Below are 26,199 nucleotides of genomic sequence, written 5' to 3'. Positions count from 1 at the left end.
AGGAGACTGATCCTATGAAGAGCTTCATCACGAAATCGGTCCCCCGCGTCTCGGCGGCTGTCCTGGCGGCGGGTTTCACCGCCACCCCGGCCGTGGCCCATCCGGGGCATGACGGGGGCTTCGCCGCCGGCATCATCCACCCGCTGACAGGCCTGGACCATCTGGCGGCCATGCTGGCGGTTGGCCTGTGGGCGGCCACCCGGCCGGCGGCACGCGCCTGGCAGGCGCCGGCGCTGTTCGTGGCCATGCTGGCGGTCGGCGCGCTGGCCGGCCTGGCCGGCGGCGCCTTCACCCCGGTGGACACGCTGGCGGCGCTGTCGGTGACCTTGCTGGGCCTGATGCTGATCGTGGCCCCCCTACTGCCCGACGCCGCGGGCCTGGGCCTTATCGCCCTGTTCGCCACGGTGCATGGCTATGCCCATGGCATGGAGGCGGGAGGCCACCTGCCGGGCTATTTTGCCGGCTTCATGGTGGCGTCGGCCCTGCTGCACGCCGCCGGCTGGCGCCTGGGCAGCGGCCTGCTGGCCACCCGCTGGGGGCGTTGGGCTTCCGGCCTGACCCTGGGCGTCGCGGGCCTCGCGCTCGCCGCACTGTAAGGGGGGACGCGCCATGAGCGAGGCCTCCCTGGGAACTCATAAGGCGGGAACACATAAGGAAGAGGCGGTTTACGTCTATGAGGCGCCGGTGCGCTTGTGGCACTGGGCCAATGCCGCCGCCATCCTGGTACTGTGCGTTACGGGCTATCTGATCGGCTCACCCCCGCCGTCCATCCATGGTGAGCCCAGCGCCCATTTCCTGTTCGGCTGGATCCGCTTCCTGCATTTCTCGGCGGGGCAGATCCTGGTCGTCGGCTTCGTCTTCCGCTTCTACTGGTCCTTCGTGGGCAACGACCACGCCCGCGAAATCTTCCGGCCGCCGGTGTGGCGCAAAAGCTTCTGGCTGGGCGTGATCCATGAGATCCGCTGGTATGCCATGCTGGAGCGCGAGCCCAAGAAGTACAGCGGGCACAACCCGCTGGCCATCTTGTCCATGCACGTCCTGTTCGTGTGGGGCACGCTATTCATGATCGTCACCGGCTTGGCCCTGTATGGCGAGGGCCAGGGGCCGGGCTGGATCCACCGGCTGTTCACCAGCTGGGTCATTCCCCTGTTCGGGCAGAGCCAGACGGTTCACACCTGGCACCACATGGCCATGTGGGTGATCGTGATCTTCGCCATCGTCCACATCTATGCCGCCGTGCGGGAGGACATCATGTCCCGGCAGTCCATCATCTCCTCGATGTTCTCGGGCTGGCGCACCTTCCGCGATGGCGGGCCCACCGACGAACCCTGAGGTCCAGGCAAGTTTCCAATCGGAAAGGGGGGCTTCGCGGCCCCCTTTTTCATTTGGAAAATGAACTTCCAGTTCCCCTTCCAACTGGAAGGATTCTATCCGGTAAGGCGCTGAGGATGGCCCGCCATCCCCCAAAGCTTCAGCCGTTTCGGCGCTGAACGGTGCGCTGGCATGTCCCTTGCTGAACCACCCCCAACATCCGGCCCGTCGGATGACAGGGGAGTGAAAGGCGTGGAAGTGATGACGGCAAGCGGACCCCGCGTGCTGGTGCTGGGCATCGGCAACCTGCTGTGGGCCGACGAAGGGTTCGGCGTGCGGGCTGTGGAGCACATGCACCGCCATTATGCCTTTCCTGCCAACGTCCGCCTGATCGACGGCGGCACGCAGGGCATCTACCTGGTTCAGGAAATCCGCGAGGCCGACATCCTTGTCGTCTTCGATGCTGTCGATTACGCCCTGCCGCCCGGCACCCTGAAGCGGGTGGAGGGGGCGGAGGTGCCGAAGTTTCTGGGTGCCAAGAAGATTTCCCTGCACCAGACCGGCTTCCAGGAGGTACTGGCCATGGCGGAGATGATGGGCGACAGCCCCGCCCACCAGCTGCTGATCGGCGTGCAACCGGTTGAGCTGGAGGATTTTGGTGGCAGCCTGCGGCCGGAGGTCAAAGCCCAGGTGGAGCCGGCCATCGCGCTGGCGCTGGAGTATCTGGCGGGCTTTGGCGTCGCCGCCACCCCGCGCCCGGTGCCGCTGCCGGCGGAGCAGGGGATTGGGTCGCTGGAAATGATGCTGGACCGTTATGAGGCGGAACGTCCGGACGAGGCGACGGCCTTCCGCGGCGGCGACGCGCGGGTACTGGGCGCCGGCGGCTGGACGGGGCCCGCGGATTTCGAGGTGGAGATGCAGGCCCTGGTGGCCCACCCCCTTGTAGCCCACCCCATGGCGGGCGCGCCCGGGATGGACGCCTGATGTGCATCGGCATTCCCATGCAGGTGGTGGAGATCGGCGCCGGCCATGCCCGCTGCCGGTCCGGCGCGGAGATACTATCCATCGACACCAGCCTGGTGGGCGACGTCGCCCCGGGCGTTTGGCTCATGACCTTTCTGGGCGCCGCGCGGGAGGTGATGAGCCCTGAGGCCGCCCAGCGGTCCCTGGCGGCGCTGAGCGCCCTAGAGGCGGTCATGCGGGGGCAACCGGCCGACCTGGACGCCGCCTTCGCCGACCTGATCGGCCGTGAACCTCAACTACCCAGCCATTTGCGTCCCACTCCGGAGCCTGAAGCATGAGCGATGCGCGCGACGACTTTTCCCCCCTGCTGCAGTCCGTCATGGCCCGGTGCGACTACCGGGTGGTGGGGGAGGCGGAGCTGGCGGATATCTGCGCCGGGGAGCCGCTGGCGATGCTGTTCCTGTCCGGCGACCACTGGCGGGTGGCGGAGAGCGACGATGTCGCCGCCATCCTGCCGGAGCTGGACGGTGCCATGGGCGGCCATGTCGTGCCCCTGATCGCCGCACGGGCGGATGAGCGCGCGCTACAGCGGCGCTTCCGCTTCGCTCGCTATCCCGCCCTGGTCTTCCTGCGCCTGGGCGGCTATCTGGGCGCCATCGAAGGCATCCGCGACTGGGCGGACTATATGCGTGAGATTCCCGAAATCCTCGGGCGCGAACCCAGCGTTCCCCCTGCCTTCCGCCTGCCCGCCGGCTGCGGCACCGACGCTGTGCATTGAGGAGAGACTGATGAACGACGCCCATGGCGGTGCCCTGGTCGGGCCCGGCAGCCAGCCCGAAGATTTCGACGGCGGCCGGCTGGACTACATGGTGATGCCCGACGGCATGGCCATCTTCTCCGCCGCCAACGTGCCGGAGGCGGATGCCGCCCAGGCGGTGCCGCAGGGTGTGGCGGCGGGTCACGCCATCCTGGCGGCCTTGATCCGCGCGGTGGACGGCGCGGGACCGCAGCGGGTGGACCTGACGCGACTGGATGCCGCCAACCTGGCGTTCGTGGACCAGTTGCTGGGCGAGGGCGAGGTATCGGTGGTGTTCGGGACCGACGTCCAGGCCCAGGAATCCGTCTTCGCCGGGGTATGGCGGGTGCGCGAAAGCGACGCCGCCGGCCGGCGCCTGCGCGACTATGTCGATTGTGCCCCTTTCCCGACAGGGCTGGTCGAGCGCGCCTTCAACGGCGCGAGGGGCGCGGCCGTCCTGCCGGAAACGGCACGCCCCAACATCTTCAACGCGCCGCCGCTGATCGCCGAAATCAATGAGCATATTCCCCGCGTCGGGGAGGCCGGCGGCGCGGGCCATGTCATCAACCTGTCCCTGCTGCCCCATACCGAGGAGGACCTGGCCTTCCTGGATGAGGCGCTGGGGCGCGGCGGCCTTGTCATCCTGTCGCGCGGCTACGGCAACTGCCGCATCCGGTCGACGGGGACGCGAGGCTGCTGGTGGACGCAGTACTTCAATTCCCAGGACACGCTGATTCTCAACAGCATCGAGATTTGCCCCATCCCGCAGGTCGCCCTGGCGGCGGAGGAGGACTTGGCGGATTCCGCCGAACGACTGCGCGAGATCATGGAGATTTACCGGTGACGGATCATTTCTTCGCCGGATCGTTCGGGGGCGATGTCAGCAAGATCAGCCCCGGGACGAAGCTGGAGTGCAAGATCTGCTGGCATGTCTACGACCCGGCGGTGGGCGACACCTACTGGCAGGTGCCGCCCGGCACGGCCTTCGCGGACCTGCCGGAGCATTGGACCTGCCCCGAGTGCGACAGCGCCAAGGCCGGCTTTATGGTGATTGCTGACGAATGACCGACGCGCCCGCCCTTTCCACCCGCATCGAGACCGTCTTCGCCCGTATCGCGGCGACGCGCATGGCCGGCGTTCCGGTGATGAACCCGGCGCTGTCGGTGGCGATGCGGGGGCTGCACCGCCATGGCGGGCATTGGGTGGGCGTGCTGGTGACCCCGTGGTTCATGAACCTGCTGTTGCTGCCCGTGGCGGAGGAAGGGCCCCGGCAGGTGGGGGCGAAGGCGGCCCTGGCGTTGCCGTCCGGCAGGTACGAAGGCATCTGGGGGCATGAGGAGGAGTTGGGCGGGTATTGGAGCTGCTCCTTGTTCTCCCCCATGTTCGACTTCGCGGATCAGGAGACGGCAGTGGCGACGGCGGACGCCGCCCTTGCGGAAATCATGGCGGCGCCTGAGCCGGACGCCGATGACGATGGCATGGCCACGATCTGGGCGGGGAATCCTGCTGTCCCTGCGCCCGCCAAGCCGGAACCAACGGCGCCGCCCAGCCGGCGTGCGCTGTTCGGCCTGGGCCAGACGGGACCATCGCAGGCGGGATCATGACCCGCCCGGCCATCATCCTGCGGCTTCCGGCCGATGCCGGGGGCACGGCCGCGCTAAGCTACGCGCCACGTGGTGATGTCACGGGCCTGCTGGCGGCCGCGCCGGTGGAACGGGTGCCATCCCTGGTCCGGGCGCTGTTCGCCATCTGCGCCAATGCGCAGGGGCATGCGGCGGAGCTGGCGATGGAAGCGGCGCTGGGCCTGGAAGCCACCACCGGTGAACTGATGGCGCGTGAAATCCGGACATGGACGGAGGTGGTGCGGGAGCACGCCCTGCGCATCAGCCTGGACTGGGCCCGCCTGCTGGGGGAGGCGCCGGATCTGGCCGCCGCGCGCGCCTTTATGGCGCTCTCCGCCGCCGATGACCCCGCAGTCCTGATCGGGGAGGCGGTGGCCGGCCTGTCGCCCGAACGGTGGCTGGCGATGACCTCGACGGTCGAATTGGCCCGCTGGGCCGGGGCTGGCCGTACGGTGGCCGCGCGCTTCATCGCCACCCTGTTCGACGCGTCGATGCTGACGCCGACGGGCGAGGTGGATCCGGGGTCGCTGGCGGCGCGTCATGCCGACCACCCCCTCCTGTCCCGCGCCCTGCCTGCCGGTTCGCTCATCGCCTGCCATGTCGCCCGGCTGATCGATCTTTGCCGCGTGCCGGCACGCCTGAACGTGTTGCGCGCCGGTGATGCCGCCCCCTTGCGTGGCACGACGGCCGGGCCGGGCTGGGGGATGGCGTCGGTGCCCTGCGCCCGGGGCACCCTGGTCCATGAGGTGGGCGTGGTGGCCGGGCGGGTGGAGCGCTATCGTATCCTGTCACCCACGGATCGCGCTTTCGCGCCGGGTGGGTGGGCGGAGCGGCAGATCCAGGGGCTACGCGCGTGGCCGTCCGCCGATCGCGCACGATGGGCCGAGGTGATGATGCTGGCGCTGGACCCGTGTGTGGACTACGCGGTGGAGTTGGCCTGATGCATGAGATGGCCATCTGCGAGAACATCCGCGTCCTGATCGAGGAACAGGCCCGGACCCGGCATTTCAGCCGGGTGGAACGGGTGTGCCTGGAAATCGGCGCCCTGTCCGGCGTGGAGGTGGAGGCGCTGCGCTTCGGCTTCGACGTCGTCATGCGCGGCAGCGTGGCCGCCGCCGCCCGGCTGGAGATCGTCGAGACGGCCGGCACCGCCTGGTGCCTGCCCTGTGCCGTGACCGTGACAATCGGCCGGCGCTATGACCCATGCCCCCGCTGCGGCTCGCACCAGATCCAAGTGACGGGCGGGGAAGAGATGAAGATACGCGAACTGGAGGTGACGTGATGTGTACGGTCTGCGGATGCGGCGAGGGCCAGGTCAAGATCGAGGTCGACACCCATGGACATGATCACCACCATGATCATGACCACGATTACCACCATCACCATCATGACCATGATCATCACCACCACGGCGCGGACGGGACGCTGGATTACGGCGGCGGGCCTGCGGGCACTGCCGTCCCGGGCATGAGCCAGGCGCGCCTGATTCAGATCGAGGCCGACATCCTGGGCAAGAACAACGGCTATGCCGCCGCCAACCGCGCGCGGTTCGCCGAGGCGGGCATCCTGGCGCTGAACCTGGTGTCCAGCCCGGGGTCCGGCAAGACGACGCTGCTGTGCCGCACGCTGGGCATGTTGGCGGGTGAGTTCCCCTGCGCGGTCATCGAGGGCGACCAGCAGACCAGCGCCGACGCCGACCGCATCCGCGCCACGGGCGCCCCGGCCATCCAGATCAACACCGGCAAGGGCTGCCACCTGGACGGCCACATGGTGGGCCACGCCGTCGACCACCTGAATCCTGCCGACGGTTCCGTCCTGTTCATCGAGAATGTCGGCAACCTGGTATGCCCGGCGGCTTTCGATTTGGGGGAGGCGCACAAGGTGGCGATCCTGTCGGTGACGGAGGGGGAGGACAAGCCCCTGAAATACCCGGACATGTTCGCCGCCGCCGACCTGGTGCTGATCAACAAGACCGACCTGCTGCCCCATCTCGACTTCGACGTCGACCTGGCCATGGCCAATGCGCGCAAGGTCAATCACCGGGTGCGCCTGCTGAAGGTTTCGGCCCGCACGGGCGAAGGCATGCAGGCCTGGCTGGATTGGGTCCGCGGCGCCCGCCTCATGGCGCTGTCCGGCCGGCCCTCCCAGGCAGCGGAATAGGGGGAACCATGTGCCTGGCCATACCCGCGCTGGTGACGGCGCTGCATGACGGCGCGATGGCGAGCGTCTCGGTCGGCGGCATCGCCAAGCAGGTCTCCGTGGCCCTGCTGGAGCAGGTTGCGGTGGGCGACTACGTGCTGCTGCACGTCGGCTACGCCCTGCACCGTGTCAGTGAGGAGGAGGCGCGGCGCACCTTGGCCATGATGGCCGAGGCGGGACTGCTGCAGGCCGAGGTGGCGGATATGGGCGCGACAGCGAAGAGCGCGGGGGTGGTGCATGAAATACGTTGATGAATTCCGCGACCGGGATTTGGCGCGCACCCTGGCCGCCGCCATCGCCGCGGCGGCGGACCCGGCGCGCGACTATAATTTCATGGAGTTCTGCGGCGGGCACACCCACGCCATCTTCCGCTATGGCGTGCAGGACTTGGTACCGGCCAATGTGCGCTTCGTGCACGGCCCCGGCTGTCCCGTCTGCATCCTGCCCGCCCGCCGCCTGGACGACGCCATCGAATTGGCGGAACGGCACGGCGTCATCCTGTGCAGCTATGGCGACATGCTGCGCGTGCCGGGCACGGGACGGCGGTCGCTGCTGAAGGCCAAGGCAGATGGCGCCGACATCCGCATGGTCTATTCGACGCTGGACGCGCTGGACATCGCCCGCGCCAATCCGGGGCGCGAGGTGGTTTTCCTGGGCATCGGGTTCGAGACAACCACCCCGCCCAGCGCGGCCGCCATCGTCCAGGCCCAGGCGGAGGGCATCGCCAATTTCTCCGTCTTCTGCAACCATGTGCTGACCCCGCCTGCCATCCGCCATATCCTGGAGGCGCCGGAGATCGATCCCAGTCAGGCCGCCCGCCTGGACGGCTTCCTCGGCCCCTCGCACGTCAGCACCATTATCGGTTCCCGGCCCTATGAGTTCCTGGCCGCCCGCTATGCCAAGCCGGTGGTCATCGCCGGGTTCGAGCCGCTGGACGTGATGCAGTCGGTCCTCATGCTGATACATCAGGTGAACGAGGGGCGAGTGGAGGTCGAGAACCAATACACCCGGGTGGTGACGCGGGACGGCAACGCCAAGGCGCAGGAACTGGTGGATGGCATCTTTGAGCTGCGGCCCAGCTTCGAATGGCGTGGGCTGGGCAGCGTGCCGGACAGCGCACTGGCCATCCGGGCGGAGTATGCTGCCTTCGACGCAGAGAAACGCTTCACCCTCAGCGAGAAGCGGAGCCGCGAGACCAAGTCCTGCGAATGTCCCGCCATCCTGCGCGGCGTGAAGAAGCCGAAGGACTGCAAGCTGTTCGGCAAGGCCTGCACGCCGGAAACGCCCATGGGCGCCTGCATGGTTTCCTCCGAAGGGGCGTGCGCCGCCTATTGGACCTACCGGCGAATGGAAACCCTGGCGGAGATGGCGGCCGAATGACCACCCCGTCCCCCGATCTTTCCGGTGCCGTGGACATGAGCCACGGTGGCGGCGGCCGGGCCATGGCCCGGCTGATCCGCGACATCTTCCTGCGCCACCTGGCGAACCCGCTGCTGGACCAGGGGCACGACGCGACGCGCATCGACGCCGGTTCTGGCCGCATCGCCGTGACGACGGATGCCCATGTCATCTCGCCCTTGTTCTTTCCCGGTGGCGACATCGGTTCCCTGGCCGCGCACGGCACGCTCAACGACTTGGCCATGGCCGGTGCCCGCCCGGTGGCGCTGACCGCCGCCTTCATCATCGAGGAAGGCTTTCCCCTGGCGGACCTGGACCGCATCGCCGCCAGCATGGGGCAAGCTTGCCGGGCGGCCGGCGTGCCGGTGGCGACGGGTGACACCAAGGTGGTGGAGCGCGGCAAGGGCGACGGCGTTTTCATCACCACCAGCGGCATCGGCGTGGTGCCGGCGGGCGTGGACATCGGCCCACGCCGGCTGCGCCCTGGGCAGGCCGTCTTGCTGTCCGGCCCCATCGGCGACCATGGCATCGCCATCCTGTCCAAGCGCCAGGGCCTGGAATTCGGCACGGAAATCCGGTCCGACAGTGCCGCCCTGCACCGCATGGTGGCCGACATGGTCGCTGTCGTCCCGGGCATCGCGGTCCTGCGCGACCCTACCAGGGGCGGCCTGTCCGCCACGCTGAACGAACTGACCAACGCCGCCGGCGTGGGCATGCTGCTGGATGAGCGGGCCATCCCGGTCCGGCCGGAGGTAGCGGCGGCCTGCGAGCTGTTGGGCCTGGATCCACTCAACATCGCCAATGAAGGCAAGCTGGTCTGTGTTTGCGAGCCGGAGGACGCGGAGACGCTGCTGGCAGTGATGCGGGACCATGCGGAAGGCCGTGACGCGGCGCTGATCGGTCATGTTACCGTGGGCCAGCCCGGCTTCGTCCGCATGACGACGGCCATCGGCGGCCAGCGCGTGGTTGACTGGCTGTCGGGCGAACAGCTTCCGCGCATCTGCTAGCGGAGAGGAGCGATGGCCGACCTTCCCACCGTCCTGATCGTCGATGACGAACTGCGCTCCCTGGAATCGCTGCGGCGTATCCTGGAGGAGGACTTCGACGTGCTGACCGCCGCCAGCACCATCGAGGCCGAGCGGCGGCTGGCCGACAATCCGGTGCAGGTGGTGCTGTGCGACCAGCGCATGCCGGAACGCAGCGGCGTGGAATTCCTGACGGAGGTCAAGGAGCGCTGGCCGGAGGTCGTGCGCATGATCATCTCCGGCTATACCGACGCCCATGACATCATTGACGGCATCAACCAGGCCGGCATCTTTCAGTACGTCACGAAGCCCTGGCACCCGGAAAACCTGCTGCTGACATTAAAGGGCGCCTGCCGCCTCTATGCCTTGCAGCGGCAGAACGAACTGCTGGCGGTGGAGATGAAGATGCTGCCGGCCGCCGCGTCCCGCGTGGTGGGGGAGCGGAAGGAGAAGCTGCGCCGCGCCTACAATTTCGACGACGGCATCGTGCGCGCGAAGGGCAGCCCCATGGAGGCCGTGTGCGGCAGCCTGGCCCAAGTGGCGCCCTTCGACGTGCCGGTCCTGCTGTTCGGTTCCTCCGGCACGGGCAAGGAGTTGGCGGCGCGCGCCCTGCACTATGGCTCGCTGCGCTGGAACCAGCCCTTCGTGGTGGAGAATTGCGGCGCCCTGCCCGACGAACTGCTGGAGAGCGAGCTGTTCGGGCACAAGAAGGGCGCCTTCACCGGCGCCATCGAGGACCATGTCGGCCTGTTCGAGCGGGCGGACGGCGGCACCGTCTTCTTGGATGAAATCGGCGAGGTTTCCCCCGCCTTCCAGGTCAAGCTGCTGCGTGTGCTGCAGGAGGGGGAGATACGGCCCCTGGGGGGAACCCGCACGCGCAAGGTGGAGGTGCGGGTGATCGCCGCCACCAACAAGGATCTGGAGGAGGAGGTTCGGGCCAAGCGCTTCCGCGCCGACCTGTTCTATCGCCTGGCCGGCATGATCATCCGCCTGCCCGACCTGAAGGACCGCAAGGGCGACCTGCCCCTGCTGGTGGAGGTGCTGCTGGACCGCGCCATGGCGCAGATGGGCAAGCGCGTGCCCGGAATTTCGCCGGAAGCGCTGGAGTGCCTGGCCCGCTATGACTGGCCGGGCAATGTCCGCGAGCTGCAGAATGAGGTGCAGCGCCTGATGGTGCGGGCCACGGAAGGCCGGCGGCTGGAGGCGGATCTGCTGTCCCCCCACATCCTGCGGGCGGAACCGCACGGGGTCGGCGCGCGCGAGGACGATTTCGCCGACATCGCCGGCCTGGCCGGCGACCTGCGCGAGCGGGTCAGCGCCATGGAGGCGCGCATCATCCGGGAAACCCTGATCCGCCACCGCTGGAACAAAAGCCAAGCGGCGCGGGAACTGGGGCTGTCCCGCGTTGGGTTACGGGCCAAGCTGGAACGCTACGGGCTGGAGAACGTCCACCCTCTGGCACCCCCTGCGGCGCCCCCTGGGGCGCCCAAGCGCGTGACGGGGGGCTGAGCCATGGGCAGCCACGAGCCGGCGCTGCCCTTCGGGGACCGGCCGCCAGAGGCGGAAGGCGAGGGTGAACAGCTGTGGATCGACGTCATCCGCCGCATGGACGTGGTCTACAGCGACCTCGTGGCCTCGCAGGTGGCGCTGGAGGAACAGAACCAGCGCCTGCAGCAGGCGCGCGACTTCATGCACTCCGTCCTCGGGGCCATGAATGACGTGCTGATCGTTTGCGACGCGGCCGGCGCCGTGTTGCGGGTCAACGCCGCGCTGACGGCGGCGCTGGGGCGGGAGGAGGGTGATTTACTGGCGGTCCCCTTGCTGGATCTGTTCGATCCCGCCGACCATGCCGACATCCGGGCCTGCCTGGCCGAGGGGCGCGCCATCGAGGACAAGGGCTGGCACCTGCTGGCGGCGGACGGCCAGCGGGCGGCGGTATCCGTGAATGGGGCGCCCCGTCGCGATGCGCGCGGCCGGTTCGCGGGCATGGTCCTGGCCGGCCGGCCCGTGGGCGAACTGCTGCGCGCTTACCGGGATCTGGACAAGGCGCACCAGCGCCTGCGGCAGACCCAGCAGCAGCTGCTGACGTCGGAAAAGATGGCGGCGCTGGGCCGGCTGGTGGCCGGGGTGGCGCACGAACTCAACAACCCCATCAGCTTCGTGTTCGGCAACATGTACGCGCTGAAGCGGTATGGCGCCGCCATCACCGGCTATCTCGCGGCCATCGATGCCGGCAAGCCGCGGGCGGAGCTGGCAGCCCTGCGCGACAGCCTGCGCATCGACAAGGTGCTGGCCGACATAGGCCCCCTGGTCGACGGCACGCTGGAAGGGGCGGAGCGGGTGCGTGACATCGTGCAGGATCTGCGGCGCTTCTCCTCCAACCAGCGTGAGGAGCCCGAGGCGTTCAATCTGGTCCGCCTGATCCACACGGCCACCGACTGGGTGATCAAGACGCAGCGCACCAAGCCGGAGGTGCGGCTGGAGTTGCCGGCCGCGTTGGATGTGGTGGGCCTCAAGGGCCAGCTGCACCAGATCCTGGTCAATCTGGTGCAGAACGCGGTGGACGCCGTGAACGGCCGCGACGGCGCCCTTATCCGCATCACAGCGGGGGAACAGGACGGGTGGATCGTCCTGACGGTCGCCGACAACGGCCCTGGCATCCCGCCGGAGAACCAGGGCAAGATTTTCGAGCCCTTCTTCACCACCAAGCCCATCGGCAGCGGTACCGGCCTGGGGCTGTACGTCAGCTACAACATGGCAGAAAAACTGGGCGGCAGCCTGAGCCACGCCGAAGCGGAAGGCGGTGGCGCCGCCTTTACCCTGAAGGTGCCGGTCGATGACCGCAGTATCTGAACCGCCCCGCCCGCTGCGGCTCTTATGGCTGCAATCCGGCGGCTGCGGCGGCTGCACCCTGTCCCTGCTGGGGGCGGAGAAGCCGGATCTGCTGACGGCCCTGGCGGCGGCCAACGTCGAACTGCTGTGGCACCCGTCCCTCAGCGAGGCGACGGGCGGGGAAGCGCGGGCCATCCTGGAGGCCGCAGCCGCGGGCGACCAGCCGGTGGACATCCTGTGCCTGGAGGGGTCGGTCATCAACGGGCCCGGCGGCACCGGCCGCTTCCACCTGATGGCCGGGACGGGCAAGCCCATGCGCGACTGGATCGCCGCCATCGCCCGCCGGGCCGGCTATGTCGTGGCCGTGGGCAGCTGCGCCGCCTTCGGCGGTATCACCGCCGCCGGCGGCAACGAGGTGGAGGCGTGCGGCCTGGCCTATGACGGCACCCGCGTCGGCGGCCTGCTGGGGGCGGGATTCCGCTCCGCCAAGGGTCTGCCCGTCATCAATATCGCCGGCTGCCCCATCCACCCCGGCTGGTTCACCGACACGTTGCTGCAGATCGGCGCCGGCACCTTGAGCGCGGCTGACCTGGATGAGTGGGAGCGCCCCCTGGCCTATACCGCCCACCTGGTCCACCACGGCTGCGCCCGCAACGAATTCTATGAGTTCAAGGCCAGTGCGGAACAGCCGGGCGACCTGGGCTGCATGATGGAGAATCTGGGCTGCAAGGGCACACAGGCACGGGCCGACTGCAACATCCGGCCGTGGAACGGCGGCGGCTCCTGCCTGGACGGCAACTACGCGTGCATCAATTGCACGGCCCCGGGGTTTGAGGAGCCGGGCCACGCCTTCGCTGTCACACCCAAGGTGGCCGGCATACCCATCGGCCTGCCGACGGACATGCCCAAGGCGTGGTTCGTGGCGCTGGCATCCCTGTCCAAGGCGGCGACGCCCAAGCGGTTGCGCGACAACGCCGCACGGCCAGCACCGGTCCTTCTTCCCCATGACAAGCGCAAGGACAGCGCATGAGCCGCCTGATCGTCGGTCCTTTCAACCGTGTCGAGGGCGATCTTGAGGTGCGCCTCGACATCAGCGCCGGCATGGTGGCCGATGCCCGCGTCGTCTCCCCGCTCTATCGCGGGTTCGAGGCCATGCTGGTGGGCAAGCCGGCGCTGGACGCGCTGGTCTACGCGCCGCGCATCTGCGGCATCTGTTCCGTGTCGCAATCCGTGGCCGCGGCGCGCGCGCTGGCGGCGACGGGTTCCGGGCCCTTGCCGGCCAATGGCGGCCTGGCCATGAATCTGATCCACGCGGTGGAGAACGTCGCCGACCACCTGACGCACTTCTATCTGTTCTTCATGCCCGACTTCGCCCGCGCCGTTTACGCGGGGGAGCCTTGGTATGCGGGCACGGCCGCGCGGTTCACCGCGGTGAAGGGCGGCGCTGCGCAGGAGTTCCTGCCCGCCCGGGCGGAGCTGATGAACCTGCTGGGCATCCTGGCCGGCAAATGGCCCCATACCCTGGCGGTTCAGCCCGGCGGATCGACGCGCGCCGTATCGCGGGCCGAACTGGCGCGGCTGGGCGCCCTGCTGGCCGCCTTCCGCCGCTTCCTGGAGCGCACCCTGTTCGCCGATGCGCTTGAGGCGGTGGCGGCCCTGTCGACCCGCGACGCTTTGCTGGCCTGGATGGAGGCGCGGGTGGATCGGGGTGACTTCGCCCGCTTCGTCGCCGTGTCCCAGGCGGTTGGCCTGAACCGCCTGGGCCGTACCGACCTGCGGCATATGAGCTTCGGCGCCTATCCCTCCGCGGAAGGGCCGCTGTTCCCGCGCGGTATGTTCAGGCAGGGCGTCGGCAGCATCCTGCCGGTCGACCGCATCACGGAGGATGTCAGCCACGCCTGGTACCGGTCCGACCCGGACGCGGCACCGCGCCCCCCGCGCGAGCCGGGGATGCCGCCGGATGCCGCGCGGGACGACGCTTACTCCTGGTGCAAGGCGCCGCGCCTGGACGGGGAGGTGGCGGAGGTGGGCGCCCTGTCGCGGCAGCTGGTCGCGGGGCACCCGCTGCCGCGCGACCTCGTGGCACGGGACGGCGCGACGGTCGAGGCGCGGGTGGTGGCGCGGCTGCTGGAGGTCGCCCTGGTCACCATGGCCATGGAACGCTGGGTGCGCGCCGTCGACCCGGCGGCTCCCTTCATCGACCATACACCCCTGCCGATGGTGGGCGAGGGGGCTGGCCTGACGGAGGCCGCCCGGGGCTCCCTGGGTCATTGGGTGACCATCCAGGGTGGGCGCATCGCCAATTACCAGATCATCGCCCCCACCACCTGGAACTTCTCCCCCCGCGACGCCGCCGGCACGCCCGGCCCGCTGGAGCAGGCGTTGCGCGGCGCCCCCGTCCGCGAGGGGGAGGGCGATCCGGTGGCCGTGCAGCACATCGTCCGTTCCTTCGACCCCTGCATGGTCTGCACGGTGCATTGATGGAGGCCGCCGGCGCCATGGCGGGCCGTTGCATCCGGGTGCGGGGCCTGGTCCAGGGGGTAGGCTTCCGGCCCCACGTATGGCGCCTGGCCCGCGTGCTGGATATTGCCGGTGATGTCGCCAATGACGGGGAAGGCGTGATCATCCACGCCTGGGGTGATCCTGCGGCGCTGGACGGCTTTCAGGACCGGCTACGCCGCGAGGCACCGCCCCTGGCGCGCATCGACGCCATCGAGGTCGTCCCCCACCGTGGTCCGGCGCCCCATGGCTTCACCATCGCCGCCAGTGCCGCCGGATTAACGCGGACAGGCATCGTGCCCGACGCGGCCACCTGCCCCGCCTGCCGGGCGGAACTGTTCGACTCCGCCGACCGGCGCCAGGGCTATGCCTTCGGCAACTGCACCCATTGCGGTCCCCGGCTGTCCATCGTCAGCGCCATCCCCTATGACCGCGCCAACACGGCCATGGCAGCCTTCACCATGTGCCCGGACTGTGCCGCCGAATACGCCGACCCCGCCGACCGCCGCTTCCATGCCCAGCCGACGGCCTGCCCCGCCTGCGGTCCCCGGCTGTGGCTGGAGCCCGCCCCGGAGGAGGGGGCGGACCCGCTGGACGCGGCGGCCGCGCTGCTGTGCGCCGGCGGCATCATCGCCGTGAAGGGTATCGGTGGCTTCCACCTGGCCTGTGATGCCGCCAACACCAAGGCAGTCGCGGAATTGCGGCGGCGCAAGGCGCGCGATGCCAAGCCCTTCGCGGTGATGGCCCGATCGGTGGATGAGGTCGGCCGGTATTGCCGGCTGGACGACGCGGCCTGCGCCCTGTTGCAATCGCCTGCGGCGCCCATCGTGCTGCTGCCCAGGCGGCCCGATGGCGCGCCGCTGCCGGACGGGCTGGCGCCGGACCAGGACCATCTGGGTTTCATGCTGCCCTACACGCCGCTGCATCACCTGCTGATGGCCCGGGTGGACGGCCCCCTGGTGATGACGTCGGGCAACCGGTCGGATGAACCGCAAGTCATCACCAACGAGGACGCGCGGGCCCGCCTGGCCGGATTGGCCGATGCCTGGTTGATGCACGACCGCGCCATCCTCAACCGCCTGGACGACAGCGTGGTCGCTGCCACCGGCGGTGCGCCCGCCATCCTGCGCCGGGCCCGGGGTTACGCTCCGGCGCCGTTGCCTCTACCACCGGGCTTCGGCGATCTGCCGTCCACCCTGGCCATGGGCGGCGAGCTGAAGGCGACCTTCTGCCTGCTGCGGGAGGGGCAAGCCATCCTGTCCCAGCATGTCGGCGACCTGGAAAACGCGGCCGCCCTCGATGACTACCGGGTCCTGCTGCGTCTCTACCGCGACCTGTTCGATTTCACGCCGGCGGTGATCGCCGTTGACGCCCATCCGGATTATCTCTCGACCACGCTGGGCGCCGCGATGGCGCGGGAATGCGGCGCCCGGCTGGTGTCCGTGGGGCATCATCATGCCCATATGGCCGCCTGCCTGGCGGATGCCGGTATCGGATTGACGGAGGGGGGGGACGCCACCTTCGGCATTATCCTGGACGGTCTGGGCCTGGGCGCGGATGGAACGCTATGGGGCGGCGAGATCCTGCGCGGGGGATACCGTGGCGTGACCCGCGCCGCCCATATCGCCCCCGTGGCCCTCGCCGGCGGGGCCGCCGCGATGCGTCAGCCGTGGCGCAACTTGGTAACCCAGCTACGCCAAGCCTTCGGTGAAACGTGGCGGAACCAGGCCGCGCCCGTGCTGAAGCACCTGCCGCCTGAGGCGCATGTGGCCGTGCTGGAGCGCATGCTGGAAACCGGCACCAACGCGCCACCCTGCTCCTCGGCGGGTCGGCTGTTCGACGCGGTCGCGGCGGCGCTGGGTATCCATCCCGCGCGCATTGGGCATGAGGCGCAGGCCGCGATGGCGCTTGAGGCGCTGGCGCGTCCTCATATCGCCACCGCGCGTCCTTATCCGGCGGCATTTGGGGCCGACCATCCCGTGGTGATCGACTGGGCCCCGATGTGGCAGGCGCTGTTGGGCGACTTGACCGCCGGAGAGGCGCCGGGGCTGATCGCAGCCCGCTTCCACCTTGGCCTGTCCGAGGCGCTGGTGCAGGCGACGGGGCGGGCGGGGGCGGGGCCCGGCGCCCTGGTCGCGCTGTCGGGCGGTGTCCTGCAGAACCGCATCATCCTGCACGAACTCCAAGCCCGCCTGCGGGCCGCGGGCTGGCGGCCTGTGATACACGGCCAAGTACCGGCCAACGATGGTGGCTTGGCGCTGGGCCAGGCCGTGCTGGCCGCCCTCATCGCTGACGGCCGCGGACTTGATCGATGTTTTACACGACATCAGAAATAGGTTTCCTCTCGGCCCCAGGCATTCGGATGGCGCGGCCGGCGGGCGGCGGTCATCCCGCCGCTTGCAGCATGGGATAGGTGAACAGGAAGAAGTGGGTGGCGTTCAGGCCCACGTGGGCCAGGATGGCCGCCGGCAACCCGCCCCGGCGGTAGACCAGGCCATAGCCGACGCCGGCGACGGTGCCCAGCACCACCCAGCGCGGGCCGCCGCCCAAGTGGGCCAGCCCGAAGAGGGCCGAGGCTGCCAGCAGGGCGGCCGTCCGTCCCCCTCGCCAGCGCTCCAATAGGCGCGTCAGTCCGCCCTGGATGTAGCCGCGGAACAGCGCCTCCTCCGCCACGGTCACGAAGGCCAGGTTGTCGACCAGCCAGAGGCCGGCATCGGCCGGGCATTTCGGTGCCCAGGTGACGGCCCCCAGCGCCAGGGCTGCCGTCAGGCAGGCGGCTGAGGCGCCCAGCCAGCCTGCCGCGGCCGCAGTCAGCGTGGCGCGCGGCGGCCGCAGATCGCGGATCGCCGGCATCACCATCAGCAGCCACAGGCCCACCAGCGGCTTGTCCAGGTTCAGGTAGAGGCTGAAGGGCACGGCATCCGGCGTGATGCGCACCGGCCCCAGGGCGCGCGGGTTGTGAAAACCCGGCCATAGATGGGCGGACAAGGCGGCGGCCAGCGCCAGGAACAGGCCGTTACCCAGGGACCGGACCAGGGGTTGGCGGCGCGATCCCACCGCCCAGGCCGCGAGGCCCAGCAAGGCCAAGGCCCCGCCCGCCGGCCAGCCCAGCTGTCCATTCACGGCCGCCGCCGCGTAGCCCACGGCCAGGGCCCCCAAGGCCCAGAGACGGAAACGATCCGTCCAGGCGGCGGCCGTGGCCAGCACCAGGGCGATCCAGGGAAGGGTGGTCATCGGCGTCCGGTTTGGGGTGGGGGCGGCTCGGCCTTCCCTAACCCAAGCGCAGGAAGGGCCGCAAGTGGGGCGCCGTGCGGCTGTCGGGCGATGCCGCCACCACCGCCGGCACTCCGGCCGCCACCACGCGCCCGCCCTCGTCGCCGGCGCCGGGGCCGATGTCGATCACCCAGTCGCTGGCCGCCGCCACGCCCATGTCGTGGTCCACCACCACCACCGTGTTGCCGGCCGCGACCAGGGCATCCAACTGGGCCACCAGCCGCTCCACATCCGTGGGATGGAGGCCCGTAGTAGGCTCATCCAGCACATAAAGGGCGCCGCCCCGCTGGGCCCGCTGCAGTTCCGTCGCCAGCTTGATACGCTGCGCCTCCCCGCCGGAGAACTCGGTGGCCGGCTGCCCCAGCCGCAGATAATCCAGCCCCACGTCACGCAGCACCGTCAGCGACCGTTGGATGGCCGGCACGTCATGGAAGAAGTCGGATGCCGCCGCCACCGTCAGGCCCAGGACGTCGGCGATGGTCTTGCCGCGATAGGTGATCTCCAGCGTCTGGGCGTTGTAGCGGGTGCCGTGGCAGACGGGGCAGGGGGCGTAGACGCTGGGCAGGAACAGCAGCTCCACCATGACGGAGCCCTCGCCCTCGCAGCGGGGGCAGCGCCCCTTGGCCACGTTGAAGGAGAAGCGGCCGGCATCGTAACGGCGCCGCTTGGCCTCGGGCGTCTCAGCGAACAGGGTGCGCACATGGTCCAGCAGGCCGGTGTATGTCGCCAGGTTGGACCGGGGTGTGCGGCCGATGGGCTTCTGGTCCACCCGGATCAGGCGCTTGATGCCGCCCAGCGCATCCTTGGGCCCGCCCTCGATGCGGCCCTCGGTCTCGGCCACTGGCTCCTGTTCCAGCATGGCCTCGGCATCGGCCGGCGGCTCTTCCACCGCCACCGGCGCGCCCAGGGCCTTGCCCACCAGGTCGACCAGCGCCTGGCTGACCAGACTGGACTTGCCGGAGCCGGAGATGCCGGTGACGGTGGTCATGACGCCCAGCGGGAAGGCGCAGTCCAGGTTGTTCAGGTTGTTGCGGGTGACGCCGGCCAGGCGCAGCCAACTCTGGGGCGCGCGCGGCGTCCGCCGCGGTCCGCCCTCCGCCGCGAACAGATGGCGGGCGGTCTCGGAGGCCGCCACGCGCCGCAGCCCTCTGGGCGGCCCGCTGTACAGGATGCGCCCGCCGCCCTCACCGGCCGCGGGACCGACATCGACGATCCAGTCGGCATGGCGCACCACGTCCAGGTCGTGCTCCACCACGAACAGGGAATTGCCCATGGCCTTCAGCCCGTCCAGTGCCCGCAGCAGCGCCTGGGTGTCGGCCGGGTGCAGGCCCGCCGACGGCTCGTCCATCACATAGACCACGCCGAACAGGGTGGAGACGACCTGGGTCGCCAGGCGCAGGCGCTGCAGCTCCCCGGGTGACAGGGTGGGCGTGCTGCGCTCCAGCGTCAGGTAGCCCAGGCCCAGGTCCAGCAGCACGGCCAGGCGCCGGCATAGGTCGGCGGCGATGCGGGCGATGACGATGGCCGTTTCCGGCCGCGTCCGGCGCAATTCCCCCAGCCGTTCCGAGCCTTCGCCGGCATAGGCGGCGAACAGGGACGCTATGCGCTTCAGCGGCAGCTGGCCCATGGCCGCGATATCCAGGCCTTCGAAGGTCACCGCGAGCGATTCCGGCCGCAGGCGGCGGCCGGCGCAGGTGGGGCAAGGGCTGCTGACCATGAAGCTGGCCGCGCGCTTTTTCATCATGGCGCTGTGGGTGGTGGCGAAGCTGTGCATGACGTGGCGGCGCGCGCTGGAGAAGGTGCCCATGTAGTTGGGGGGCAGCTTGCGGCGGATGGCCTCCTTCACCTCGGCGGCGGTGAAACCCGGGTAGACCGGCACCTCCGGCTGTTCCTCGGTGAACAGGATCCAGTCGCGCGTCTCCCGGGGCAGGTCGCGCCAGGGCATGTCGACGTCGATGCCCAGGGTGATCAGGATGTCGCGCAGGTTCTGCCCGCCCCAGGCCGTGGGCCAGGCCGCCACCGCCCGTTCCCGGATGGTCAGCGACGGGTCCGGCACCATGCTGGCCTCCGTCACCTCATGCACCCGGCCCAGGCCATGGCAGGTGGGGCAGGCCCCCTCCGGCGTGTTGGCGGAAAAGGCCTCCGCCTCCAGCAGGGGCTGGCCCGGCGGATAGTCGCCGGCGCGGGAGTACAACATGCGCAGGAGGTTGGACAGGGTGGTAACGCTGCCGACGGAGGAGCGCGCGGTGGGCGATCCGCGCTGCTGCTGCAGGGCCACGGCCGGCGGCAACCCCTCGATGGTGTCCACATCCGGCACGCTCATCTGGTGGAACAGCCGGCGGGCGTAAGGCGACACCGATTCCAGGTAACGGCGCTGCGCCTCGGCGTAGAGGGTGCTGAAGGCCAGGGAGGATTTGCCGGAGCCGGAGACGCCGGTGAACACCACCAAGGCATCGCGCGGAATGTCCACGTCGACATTCTTCAGATTATGCTCCCGCGCGCCCCGTACCCGGACGAAGCCGGCCTTGGCCGTGTCTGTATCGGCGGCGTCTTCGGGATCATGACGGTCGTGCATCCATGCCTCCTCGCGCCGGGCAAGGTCCCGGGCCAGGGTCAAGGTGCCATAGCCGGCCGGCCCGTGGCATTCAACCTTGGTCGGGCGCTGCCGTTCGTGCCCGCTCGATGGCGGCCAGCACTAGGGGCACGTCACCCACGGCGTTGGCCAGCAGCAGGACCAGGCGGGCGTTCAGGGCGGCGCTGGCCTCGAACGCCAAGCCCTCATGCGCGGCCAGCAGGGCGGCGTAGATGTCGTCACCCTGCCCCCCTAAATGGTCTTGGGCCAAGCGGTCCTCGGCCAGGGGATCGATGTCAGTCATGGGCGGGTCCTCCCAGGGCGCGCTGATGGGCGCGGCGGATGGTGGTGGCGTCGACCCCGACGGGGAAGCGGGCGGCGACATGCTGGTCGGGCCTGATGAGATAAAGCGCGCCGGCGCCGTAGCGCTGGGCGGCCAGGCCGCCGGCCGGCAGCCGCAGCAAGGGCAGGCCCGTTTCCGCCGGGACCACGATGTCGCCCACCGCCAGCAGGATGAACCCCCGCCCCAGATGGTCCAGCAGGAAACCATCATCCAGTGGCGCGTCGGGGCAGGGCGTGCCGGGGGCCAGCAGACCGGGGGCGCCAGGCTCGGCCGGGGTCTGCAGCGACAGGCCGGCCAGGGAACAGGGCAGGGACAGGCGGCCGGAATTGACCAGGCGGCGGGCGAAGGCGTGGTCGGCCGCCAGGTCCAGCACCGCCTGGCGGAACAGGCGCTCCATGGCGCTCTTGGGCGTCATGAATGTGGTGGCGCGGGCGGAGTTCAGGATGTTCTCGTCCGCCCCCCGGCCGCGCTCCTCATCGTAACTGTCCAGCACGGCGGCCGGCGCCCGGCCTTGGACCACCAGGGCCAGCTTCCAGGCCAGGTTGTCCGCGTCCTGGATGCCGCCATTGCCGCCCCGGGCGCCGAAGGGGGAGACGACGTGGGCGCTGTCGCCGGCGAAGATCACCCGCCCGTGCCTGAAGCGCGCCAGCCGCCGGCACTGGAAGGTGTAGACGGAGGTCCAGACCAGGCGGAAGGGCCGGTCACCCACCATGGCGCGAATGCGGGGGATGATGCGCTCCGGCCGCATTTCCTCCGCCGGATCGGCATCGGGGCCCAGTTGCAGGTCGATGCGGTAGATGTCGTCGGGCTGCTTGTGCAGCAGGGCGGACGGGCCGTTGTGGAAGGGCGGTTCGAACCAGAACCAGCGCTCCGCCGGGAAATCGGCTTTCATCTCCACATCGGCGATGAGGAAGCGCTCCTCGAAGGCTTGGCCGGCGAAATCCAGGCCCAGCAGGCCGCGCACCGGCGACCTGCCGCCATCGCAGGCAACCAAATAGTCCACCGTCAGGTCATGGGCGCCGTCGGGCGCTTCCACCCGCACGGCCACACCCGCGTCCTCCGGCGTGACGCCCACCACCCGGTGGCGCCAGCGCAGGTCGATCAGGTCGGGAAAGTCGGCGCAGCGCGCCACCAGCAGGCGCTCCACCTCATGCTGGGGCAGGTTGATGAAGGCCGGCATGCGGTGCCCGTCCTCCGGCAGCAGGTCGAAGGCGTAGACCTGGCGGGGACCATGGAACAGGCGTCCCACCTTCCAGGTGACACCCCGGTCCACCATGGGCCTGGCGACGCCCAGCCGGTCGAAGATCTCCAGCGTGCGCTTGGCCCAGCAGATGGCGCGGGAGCCCACGGGCAGCCGGTCATTGTCGTCCAGCACCACGGTCGCCACGCCGCGCAGCGCCAGGTCGATGGCGGTCGCCAAGCCCACCGGTCCGGCGCCCACGACGACGACCCGCGGGCGCCTCTCGTTCCGATCCATTCCCCGATCCCCCCGGGCGCACTGTAGACGCCCGGGGGAAGGCGGGCAAAGGCCTTACCGCCAGAGGTTGGTCCTGGCCAGGTCCACCAGTTCGTCGCCCCGGCCGTTCATCACCGCCTTCAGCATGTACAGGGTGAAGCCCTTGGCCATTTCGACGTTGATGGCTGGCGGAATGGGCAGCTCGGTGCGCGCCACCACGGCGTCCACCAGCACGGGGCCGTCATGGGCGAAGGCCTCGCGCAGGCCGGGTTCCACCTCATATGGGCGTTCGAGGCGGATGCCCTTGATGCCCACCGCCTCCGCCAGCGCGGCGAAGTTGGGGTTGTCCAGGCCGGTGCCGAAAGGCAGGAAGCCGGTGGACTTCTGCTCTACCTCGATGAAGCCCAGGGCGCCGTTGTTGAAGACGATGATCTTGGCCGGCAGGCCCCGCTGCTTGAAGGTCAGCAAGTCACCCATCAGCATGGTGAAGCCGCCGTCGCCGGACAGGGACACCACCTGCCGACCGGGGAAAGCAGCCTGCGCGCCCAGCGCCATGGGCATGGCGTTGGCCATGGATCCATGCCAAAGGGAACCGATCAGGCGTCGCCGGCCGTTCATGGCCAGATAGCGCGCGGCCCACACCGTGGGCAGGCCGACGTCGAAGGTGAAGACGGCGTCCTCGGCCGCCAGGTCGCTGACGGCCTTGGCCACCTGTTGCGGATGGATGACGCCGTGGCCGGTGCCGGGGGTGGCCAGGGCGTCCAGGTCCGCCCGTGCGCTACGGTAATGGCGCACGGCCTTGTCCAGGTGGGCGGTGTCCGTCCTCAATGCCAGGCGGGGCAGCAGGGCGCGCACGGTGGCGCCGACATCGCCCACCACGCCCAGGTCCAGCGACGCCCGTCGGCCCAATTGCCCGGGGCGGATATCGACCTGCGCCACCGCGACGCCGGCCCCCTTGGGATAGAACTGGCGGTAGGGGAAGTCCGTGCCCAGCATCAGCAGCATGTCGGTATCCAGCATGGCGTAATAGCCGGAGGAAAAACCGATCAGGCCGGTCATGCCCACGTCATAGGGATTATCGTATTCCACATGCTCCTTGCCTTTCAGGGCATGGACGATCGGGGCCTTCAGTGCTTCCGCCAGCGCCACCACGGCGTCATGGGCGCCGGCGCAGCCCGAGCCGCACAGCAGGGTGACGCGGCCGCTGCGGTTCAGCAGGTCGGCCAGGGCGTCCAGCTCCGCGTCCGCCGGCACCACCACGGGCGGCTTGGGCACCAGGCCGGCGGGATTGGGCCGCACCTCCGTCACCGCCTCCTTCAAGGCGACGTCGCCGGGGATGACGACGACCGAAACGCCCTGCTCGCCGATGGCGGTGCGGATGGCGATTTCCAGGCTGCGCGGCATCTGGGCGGGATCGGACACCAGCTCGCAATAATGGCTGCATTCCCGGAACAGGTCCTGGGGATGGGTTTCCTGGAAATAGCCGGATCCGATCTCGGGCGAGGGGATATGGGCGGCGATGGCCAGCACAGGCACGCGGGACCGGTGGCAGTCGAACAGCCCATTGATCAGGTGCAGGTTGCCCGGCCCGCAGCTGCCGGCGCAGACGGCGATGGTGCCCGTCAGGTGGGCGTCGGCGCTGGCGGCGAAGGCCGCCACCTCCTCATGCCGTACGGGGATCCATGTGATGTCGCCCCGCCGGCGCAGGGCGTCGGTCAGGCCGTTCAGGCTGTCGCCCACGACCCCATAGATGCGTTTGACGCCGGCGGCGGCCAGCGTGGCGGCGAATTGGTCGGCAACGGTCATGGACATGGGCGGTCACCTCGCGGCATTGGGGGTGTGGATAAAGCCGGCCCCGGGACGGGGAGTTCCCCCGGGACCTTGCGGGTCACGACGTGCGACGGCGCCTGGCCCCATCGCCGTCGGTGGTGCGGATGCCCCCCATCTTTCCCTCGCGGATGGGTGCCGGTCTTGTTGGAGGTGGCGGTACTTTGAAGGTTAGGCGGGCAAGGGCGGGCCGTTGCCCGCAACGCTGCGACCGGCGCCGAAAACCGGAACGGACGCCTTCAATTGTCCCGGCTGTGTGTGGGCCGCCCCCAGGTGCGCCGCCAGCGCAACGGCGTTTCCCCCACGAACTGGCGGAACAGCCGGGTCAGGTGCGCCTGGTCGGCCATGCCGCAGCCATAGGCGATCTCGCTCAACGGCTGGTCGGTGGTCAGCATCAGGATCTGGGCCTGGCGCACGCGGCGCTTCACCACATAGGTATGCGGCGTTTCGCCGACACTGGCGCGAAAGGCGCGGGTGAAGTGGTTGGTGCTGAGGTTGGCCAGGGCGGCCAGCTGATCCACCGGCAGCGGCCGGGCCAGGTTGGCCTGGATATGGCCCATGACGCAGCGCAACTGCCAGGGGGCCAGGCCGCCCTTGTTGGCCCCGGTCTCGGCCGTGGGCGCCGCCGGCAGCAGGATGGCCTCATCCACCGGTGCCTTTTCCGTGCCGTCCAGCAGGGCCGCCAGCTGGTCCAGGCAACCGCGCGCCCGTTCCAGGTCGTGGTCCAGCGCCGCCTGGGCGGCGGTGACGAGCGTGACGATGCGCCGGTCGTCCCACGGCGCCGCATGAGGCAGCGGAGCCGGTGGGGGCGAGAGGAAGGAAACGGGCCGCGTCGGGGTCTGGAGGTGCGCTTGCATGGGACAGGCTCCTGGGCAGGGCGTGTTGACGTCGCCACGGTGCCCTTTCGCCCGCCCCGGAACATCCCATACCTAGGTTTGCTACCCCCCTACGCTGGTTTGTGGGGCTTCTGACAGAAACGGGGCGGGAGACAATCCTGCCCCGCCCCGTGCCCCGGCATCCGCTTGGGCCTCAGCTTCGCAGGAAGGCCAGCAGGTCGGCGTTCACCTGGTCCTTGTGGGTGGTGCAGGTGGCATGGGGCGCGCCGGGATAGATCTTCAGCTCCGCCCCGGGGACCAGGCGCGCCGTGGCCATCGCGGTCGGCCCCATGGGCGCCGTCTGGTCGTCATCGCCATGGATGATCAAGGTGGGTAGGCGGATCTCCGCCATCTCCCGCCGGAAGTCGGTTTCGGAGAAGGCGGTGACGCAGTCGATGGTGGCCTTGATGGATGCCTGTGCCGCCATCTGCAGCGTCTGGTCCAGGATCCCCTTGGACACTGCGGCCTCCGGCCGGTTGGTGCCGAAATAGAGGACGCTGAAATCCGCGACGAACTGGGGCCGGTCCTGGGCGATGGCGGCGCGGATGCCCGCGAAGCCTTCGGCCGGCATGCCCTCGGGATTATCGTCGGTCTTCAGGAAGAAGGGTGTCACCGCGCTGACCAGCGCCAGCTTGGCGACGCGGCCGGCACCGTGGCGGGTGAGATAGCGCACCATGTCGCCCCCGCCCATGGAAAAGCCCACCAGCACCACATCCCTCAGGTCCAGATGCTCGATCAGTTGCGCGACGTCGTCGGCCAGGGTGTCGTAGTCATAGCCGTCCCAGGGCTGGCTGGAGCGGCCGAAACCCCGGCGGTCGAAGGCCACGGCGCGGTAGCCGTTTCGCGCCAGGTGCAGCATCTGGTATTCCCACATGTCCGCGCTCAGCGGCCAGCCGTGGCTGAACAGGACGGGTTGGCCGTGGCCCCAGTCCTTGAAATAGAGATCGGTGCCGTCGCGCAGGGTCAGGGTGCTCATGGGACTACCTCGGTTTCATGGGGGGAAGGGCGGACGGTACCGGCCATCAGCGGGGCGGGCTTGAAGGAAAGGCGGGCGTCTGTCCGAAATCTCCGCCCGTTATAAGCGGCATCCCGTCTTTCTTCCGCCCGCCCTGTCCATTGCCCGACGCCCAGGTCCGCAGGCGGGGCATCAGCCAGTCGACCTGGGCCAGCAGCAGGGCACCGCCGCCGGGACCGGTGCAACAAGTGCC

The 26,199-nt window shown here is 69.6% G+C and carries 26 protein-coding genes; 19 read left to right on the top strand and 7 right to left on the bottom strand.

The window, feature by feature from the left end; genetic code table 11:
- The first annotated feature begins 14 nt into the window (after positions 1-14).
- The 19 genes from FBZ87_RS11230 (at position 15) to hypF (ending at position 16,981) form a co-directional block, all read left to right on the top strand.
- A complete protein-coding gene (locus FBZ87_RS11230; RefSeq protein WP_145610390.1) occupies positions 15-596 on the top strand; it encodes a HupE/UreJ family protein in 582 nt (193 codons plus the stop codon).
- 13 nt (positions 597-609) lie between these two features.
- Entirely contained in the window at positions 610-1,332 is a 723-nt protein-coding gene (gene cybH / locus FBZ87_RS11225) for a Ni/Fe-hydrogenase, b-type cytochrome subunit (RefSeq protein WP_145610389.1), read from the top strand.
- A gap of 240 nt (positions 1,333-1,572) precedes the next feature.
- Entirely contained in the window at positions 1,573-2,295 is a 723-nt protein-coding gene (locus FBZ87_RS11220; RefSeq protein ID WP_145610388.1) for a HyaD/HybD family hydrogenase maturation endopeptidase, read from the top strand.
- Entirely contained in the window at positions 2,295-2,612 is a 318-nt protein-coding gene (locus tag FBZ87_RS11215) for a HypC/HybG/HupF family hydrogenase formation chaperone (RefSeq protein ID WP_145610387.1), read from the top strand. Before FBZ87_RS11220 ends, FBZ87_RS11215 begins: the two co-directional genes overlap by 1 nt.
- Positions 2,609-3,052 (top strand): thioredoxin domain-containing protein, encoded by a 444-nt coding sequence (locus FBZ87_RS11210; protein ID WP_145610386.1) that lies wholly within the window; start codon positions 2,609-2,611, stop codon positions 3,050-3,052. The genes FBZ87_RS11215 and FBZ87_RS11210 overlap by 4 nt, the downstream gene beginning before the upstream one ends.
- A 10-nt stretch (positions 3,053-3,062) precedes the next feature.
- Positions 3,063-3,914 carry a hydrogenase expression/formation protein gene (locus tag FBZ87_RS11205; protein ID WP_211106913.1) on the top strand — a complete coding sequence of 284 codons (852 nt, stop codon included), beginning with the start codon at positions 3,063-3,065 and terminating at the stop codon, positions 3,912-3,914.
- Entirely contained in the window at positions 3,911-4,135 is a 225-nt protein-coding gene (locus tag FBZ87_RS11200) for a rubredoxin (protein WP_088872952.1), read from the top strand. Before FBZ87_RS11205 ends, FBZ87_RS11200 begins: the two co-directional genes overlap by 4 nt.
- Positions 4,132-4,674: a [NiFe]-hydrogenase assembly chaperone HybE gene (gene hybE / locus FBZ87_RS11195; protein ID WP_145610385.1), complete on the top strand. Its 543-nt coding sequence runs from the start codon at positions 4,132-4,134 to the stop codon at positions 4,672-4,674. The genes FBZ87_RS11200 and hybE overlap by 4 nt, the downstream gene beginning before the upstream one ends.
- A complete protein-coding gene (locus tag FBZ87_RS11190) occupies positions 4,671-5,633 on the top strand; it encodes a hypothetical protein (RefSeq protein WP_145610384.1) in 963 nt (320 codons plus the stop codon). The genes hybE and FBZ87_RS11190 overlap by 4 nt, the downstream gene beginning before the upstream one ends.
- On the top strand, positions 5,633-5,974 hold the full coding sequence (gene hypA, locus FBZ87_RS11185) for a hydrogenase maturation nickel metallochaperone HypA (RefSeq protein WP_145610383.1): 342 nt from the start codon (positions 5,633-5,635) through the stop codon (positions 5,972-5,974). The genes FBZ87_RS11190 and hypA overlap by 1 nt, the downstream gene beginning before the upstream one ends.
- A complete protein-coding gene (gene hypB, locus FBZ87_RS11180) occupies positions 5,974-6,852 on the top strand; it encodes a hydrogenase nickel incorporation protein HypB (RefSeq protein WP_145610382.1) in 879 nt (292 codons plus the stop codon). Before hypA ends, hypB begins: the two co-directional genes overlap by 1 nt.
- A gap of 8 nt (positions 6,853-6,860) precedes the next feature.
- Positions 6,861-7,142: a HypC/HybG/HupF family hydrogenase formation chaperone gene (locus FBZ87_RS11175; protein ID WP_145610381.1), complete on the top strand. Its 282-nt coding sequence runs from the start codon at positions 6,861-6,863 to the stop codon at positions 7,140-7,142.
- Positions 7,129-8,271: a hydrogenase formation protein HypD gene (hypD, locus tag FBZ87_RS11170; protein WP_145610380.1), complete on the top strand. Its 1,143-nt coding sequence runs from the start codon at positions 7,129-7,131 to the stop codon at positions 8,269-8,271. The genes FBZ87_RS11175 and hypD overlap by 14 nt, the downstream gene beginning before the upstream one ends.
- Positions 8,268-9,296 carry a hydrogenase expression/formation protein HypE gene (hypE, locus tag FBZ87_RS11165; RefSeq protein WP_145610379.1) on the top strand — a complete coding sequence of 343 codons (1,029 nt, stop codon included), beginning with the start codon at positions 8,268-8,270 and terminating at the stop codon, positions 9,294-9,296. Before hypD ends, hypE begins: the two co-directional genes overlap by 4 nt.
- A gap of 12 nt (positions 9,297-9,308) precedes the next feature.
- Positions 9,309-10,823, top strand: coding sequence for a sigma-54-dependent transcriptional regulator (locus FBZ87_RS11160; protein ID WP_145610378.1), 1,515 nt, complete (start codon positions 9,309-9,311; stop codon positions 10,821-10,823).
- A gap of 3 nt (positions 10,824-10,826) precedes the next feature.
- Complete coding sequence (locus FBZ87_RS11155) at positions 10,827-12,167, top strand: sensor histidine kinase (protein ID WP_145610377.1); 1,341 nt, start codon at positions 10,827-10,829, stop codon at positions 12,165-12,167.
- Positions 12,151-13,176, top strand: coding sequence for an NADH-quinone oxidoreductase subunit B family protein (locus FBZ87_RS11150; protein WP_145610376.1), 1,026 nt, complete (start codon positions 12,151-12,153; stop codon positions 13,174-13,176). Before FBZ87_RS11155 ends, FBZ87_RS11150 begins: the two co-directional genes overlap by 17 nt.
- Positions 13,173-14,627, top strand: coding sequence for a nickel-dependent hydrogenase large subunit (locus FBZ87_RS11145; protein WP_145610375.1), 1,455 nt, complete (start codon positions 13,173-13,175; stop codon positions 14,625-14,627). Before FBZ87_RS11150 ends, FBZ87_RS11145 begins: the two co-directional genes overlap by 4 nt.
- A gap of 17 nt (positions 14,628-14,644) precedes the next feature.
- Complete coding sequence (gene hypF, locus FBZ87_RS11140; RefSeq protein ID WP_246134346.1) at positions 14,645-16,981, top strand: carbamoyltransferase HypF; 2,337 nt, start codon at positions 14,645-14,647, stop codon at positions 16,979-16,981.
- 49 nt (positions 16,982-17,030) lie between these two features.
- Here hypF and FBZ87_RS11135 read toward each other — a convergent pair whose 3' ends face one another.
- From FBZ87_RS11135 to FBZ87_RS11105, 7 genes are all read right to left on the bottom strand, one after another.
- On the bottom strand, positions 17,031-17,879 hold the full coding sequence (locus FBZ87_RS11135; protein WP_145610373.1) for a CPBP family intramembrane glutamic endopeptidase: 849 nt from the start codon (positions 17,877-17,879) through the stop codon (positions 17,031-17,033).
- 37 nt (positions 17,880-17,916) lie between these two features.
- The gene (locus tag FBZ87_RS11130) at positions 17,917-20,493 is read right to left on the bottom strand and encodes an excinuclease ABC subunit UvrA (protein ID WP_145610372.1); all 2,577 of its coding nucleotides are present in this window, start codon (positions 20,491-20,493) and stop codon (positions 17,917-17,919) included.
- A gap of 70 nt (positions 20,494-20,563) precedes the next feature.
- Positions 20,564-20,794 carry a DUF2783 domain-containing protein gene (locus tag FBZ87_RS11125; RefSeq protein WP_145610371.1) on the bottom strand — a complete coding sequence of 77 codons (231 nt, stop codon included), beginning with the start codon at positions 20,792-20,794 and terminating at the stop codon, positions 20,564-20,566.
- A complete protein-coding gene (locus FBZ87_RS11120; protein WP_145610370.1) occupies positions 20,787-22,310 on the bottom strand; it encodes an FAD-dependent oxidoreductase in 1,524 nt (507 codons plus the stop codon). The genes FBZ87_RS11125 and FBZ87_RS11120 overlap by 8 nt, the downstream gene beginning before the upstream one ends.
- A gap of 54 nt (positions 22,311-22,364) precedes the next feature.
- Positions 22,365-24,101, bottom strand: coding sequence for a ubiquinone-dependent pyruvate dehydrogenase (poxB, locus tag FBZ87_RS11115; protein WP_145610369.1), 1,737 nt, complete (start codon positions 24,099-24,101; stop codon positions 22,365-22,367).
- A gap of 254 nt (positions 24,102-24,355) precedes the next feature.
- The gene (locus FBZ87_RS11110) at positions 24,356-24,973 is read right to left on the bottom strand and encodes a helix-turn-helix domain-containing protein (RefSeq protein ID WP_145610368.1); all 618 of its coding nucleotides are present in this window, start codon (positions 24,971-24,973) and stop codon (positions 24,356-24,358) included.
- 172 nt (positions 24,974-25,145) lie between these two features.
- Positions 25,146-25,967, bottom strand: coding sequence for an alpha/beta fold hydrolase (locus FBZ87_RS11105; RefSeq protein ID WP_145610367.1), 822 nt, complete (start codon positions 25,965-25,967; stop codon positions 25,146-25,148).
- Positions 25,968-26,199 lie beyond the last annotated feature (232 nt).

It is taken from the genome of Nitrospirillum amazonense, from assembly GCF_007828035.1.
Lineage (GTDB): Bacteria > Pseudomonadota > Alphaproteobacteria > Azospirillales > Azospirillaceae > Nitrospirillum > Nitrospirillum amazonense.
This window is presented reverse-complemented; position numbering and strand designations above follow the sequence as displayed.

Excerpts from the sequence above, each read along its gene's own strand:
- FBZ87_RS11230 (WP_145610390.1), top strand. The coding sequence starts at position 15 with ATGAAGAGCTTCATCACGAAATCGGTCCCCCGCGTCTCGGCGGCTGTC.
- cybH (WP_145610389.1), top strand. The coding sequence starts at position 610 with ATGAGCGAGGCCTCCCTGGGAACTCATAAGGCGGGAACACATAAGGAA.
- FBZ87_RS11220 (WP_145610388.1), top strand. The coding sequence starts at position 1,573 with ATGACGGCAAGCGGACCCCGCGTGCTGGTGCTGGGCATCGGCAACCTG.
- FBZ87_RS11215 (WP_145610387.1), top strand. The coding sequence starts at position 2,295 with ATGTGCATCGGCATTCCCATGCAGGTGGTGGAGATCGGCGCCGGCCAT.
- FBZ87_RS11210 (WP_145610386.1), top strand. The coding sequence starts at position 2,609 with ATGAGCGATGCGCGCGACGACTTTTCCCCCCTGCTGCAGTCCGTCATG.
- FBZ87_RS11205 (WP_211106913.1), top strand. The coding sequence starts at position 3,063 with ATGAACGACGCCCATGGCGGTGCCCTGGTCGGGCCCGGCAGCCAGCCC.
- hybE (WP_145610385.1), top strand. The coding sequence starts at position 4,132 with ATGACCGACGCGCCCGCCCTTTCCACCCGCATCGAGACCGTCTTCGCC.
- FBZ87_RS11190 (WP_145610384.1), top strand. The coding sequence starts at position 4,671 with ATGACCCGCCCGGCCATCATCCTGCGGCTTCCGGCCGATGCCGGGGGC.
- hypA (WP_145610383.1), top strand. The coding sequence starts at position 5,633 with ATGCATGAGATGGCCATCTGCGAGAACATCCGCGTCCTGATCGAGGAA.
- hypB (WP_145610382.1), top strand. The coding sequence starts at position 5,974 with ATGTGTACGGTCTGCGGATGCGGCGAGGGCCAGGTCAAGATCGAGGTC.
- FBZ87_RS11175 (WP_145610381.1), top strand. The coding sequence starts at position 6,861 with ATGTGCCTGGCCATACCCGCGCTGGTGACGGCGCTGCATGACGGCGCG.
- hypD (WP_145610380.1), top strand. The coding sequence starts at position 7,129 with ATGAAATACGTTGATGAATTCCGCGACCGGGATTTGGCGCGCACCCTG.
- hypE (WP_145610379.1), top strand. The coding sequence starts at position 8,268 with ATGACCACCCCGTCCCCCGATCTTTCCGGTGCCGTGGACATGAGCCAC.
- FBZ87_RS11160 (WP_145610378.1), top strand. The coding sequence starts at position 9,309 with ATGGCCGACCTTCCCACCGTCCTGATCGTCGATGACGAACTGCGCTCC.
- FBZ87_RS11155 (WP_145610377.1), top strand. The coding sequence starts at position 10,827 with ATGGGCAGCCACGAGCCGGCGCTGCCCTTCGGGGACCGGCCGCCAGAG.
- FBZ87_RS11150 (WP_145610376.1), top strand. The coding sequence starts at position 12,151 with ATGACCGCAGTATCTGAACCGCCCCGCCCGCTGCGGCTCTTATGGCTG.
- FBZ87_RS11145 (WP_145610375.1), top strand. The coding sequence starts at position 13,173 with ATGAGCCGCCTGATCGTCGGTCCTTTCAACCGTGTCGAGGGCGATCTT.
- hypF (WP_246134346.1), top strand. The coding sequence starts at position 14,645 with ATGGCGGGCCGTTGCATCCGGGTGCGGGGCCTGGTCCAGGGGGTAGGC.
- FBZ87_RS11135 (WP_145610373.1), bottom strand. The coding sequence starts at position 17,879 with ATGACCACCCTTCCCTGGATCGCCCTGGTGCTGGCCACGGCCGCCGCC.
- FBZ87_RS11130 (WP_145610372.1), bottom strand. The coding sequence starts at position 20,493 with ATGCACGACCGTCATGATCCCGAAGACGCCGCCGATACAGACACGGCC.
- FBZ87_RS11125 (WP_145610371.1), bottom strand. The coding sequence starts at position 20,794 with ATGACTGACATCGATCCCCTGGCCGAGGACCGCTTGGCCCAAGACCAT.
- FBZ87_RS11120 (WP_145610370.1), bottom strand. The coding sequence starts at position 22,310 with ATGGATCGGAACGAGAGGCGCCCGCGGGTCGTCGTCGTGGGCGCCGGA.
- poxB (WP_145610369.1), bottom strand. The coding sequence starts at position 24,101 with ATGTCCATGACCGTTGCCGACCAATTCGCCGCCACGCTGGCCGCCGCC.
- FBZ87_RS11110 (WP_145610368.1), bottom strand. The coding sequence starts at position 24,973 with ATGCAAGCGCACCTCCAGACCCCGACGCGGCCCGTTTCCTTCCTCTCG.
- FBZ87_RS11105 (WP_145610367.1), bottom strand. The coding sequence starts at position 25,967 with ATGAGCACCCTGACCCTGCGCGACGGCACCGATCTCTATTTCAAGGAC.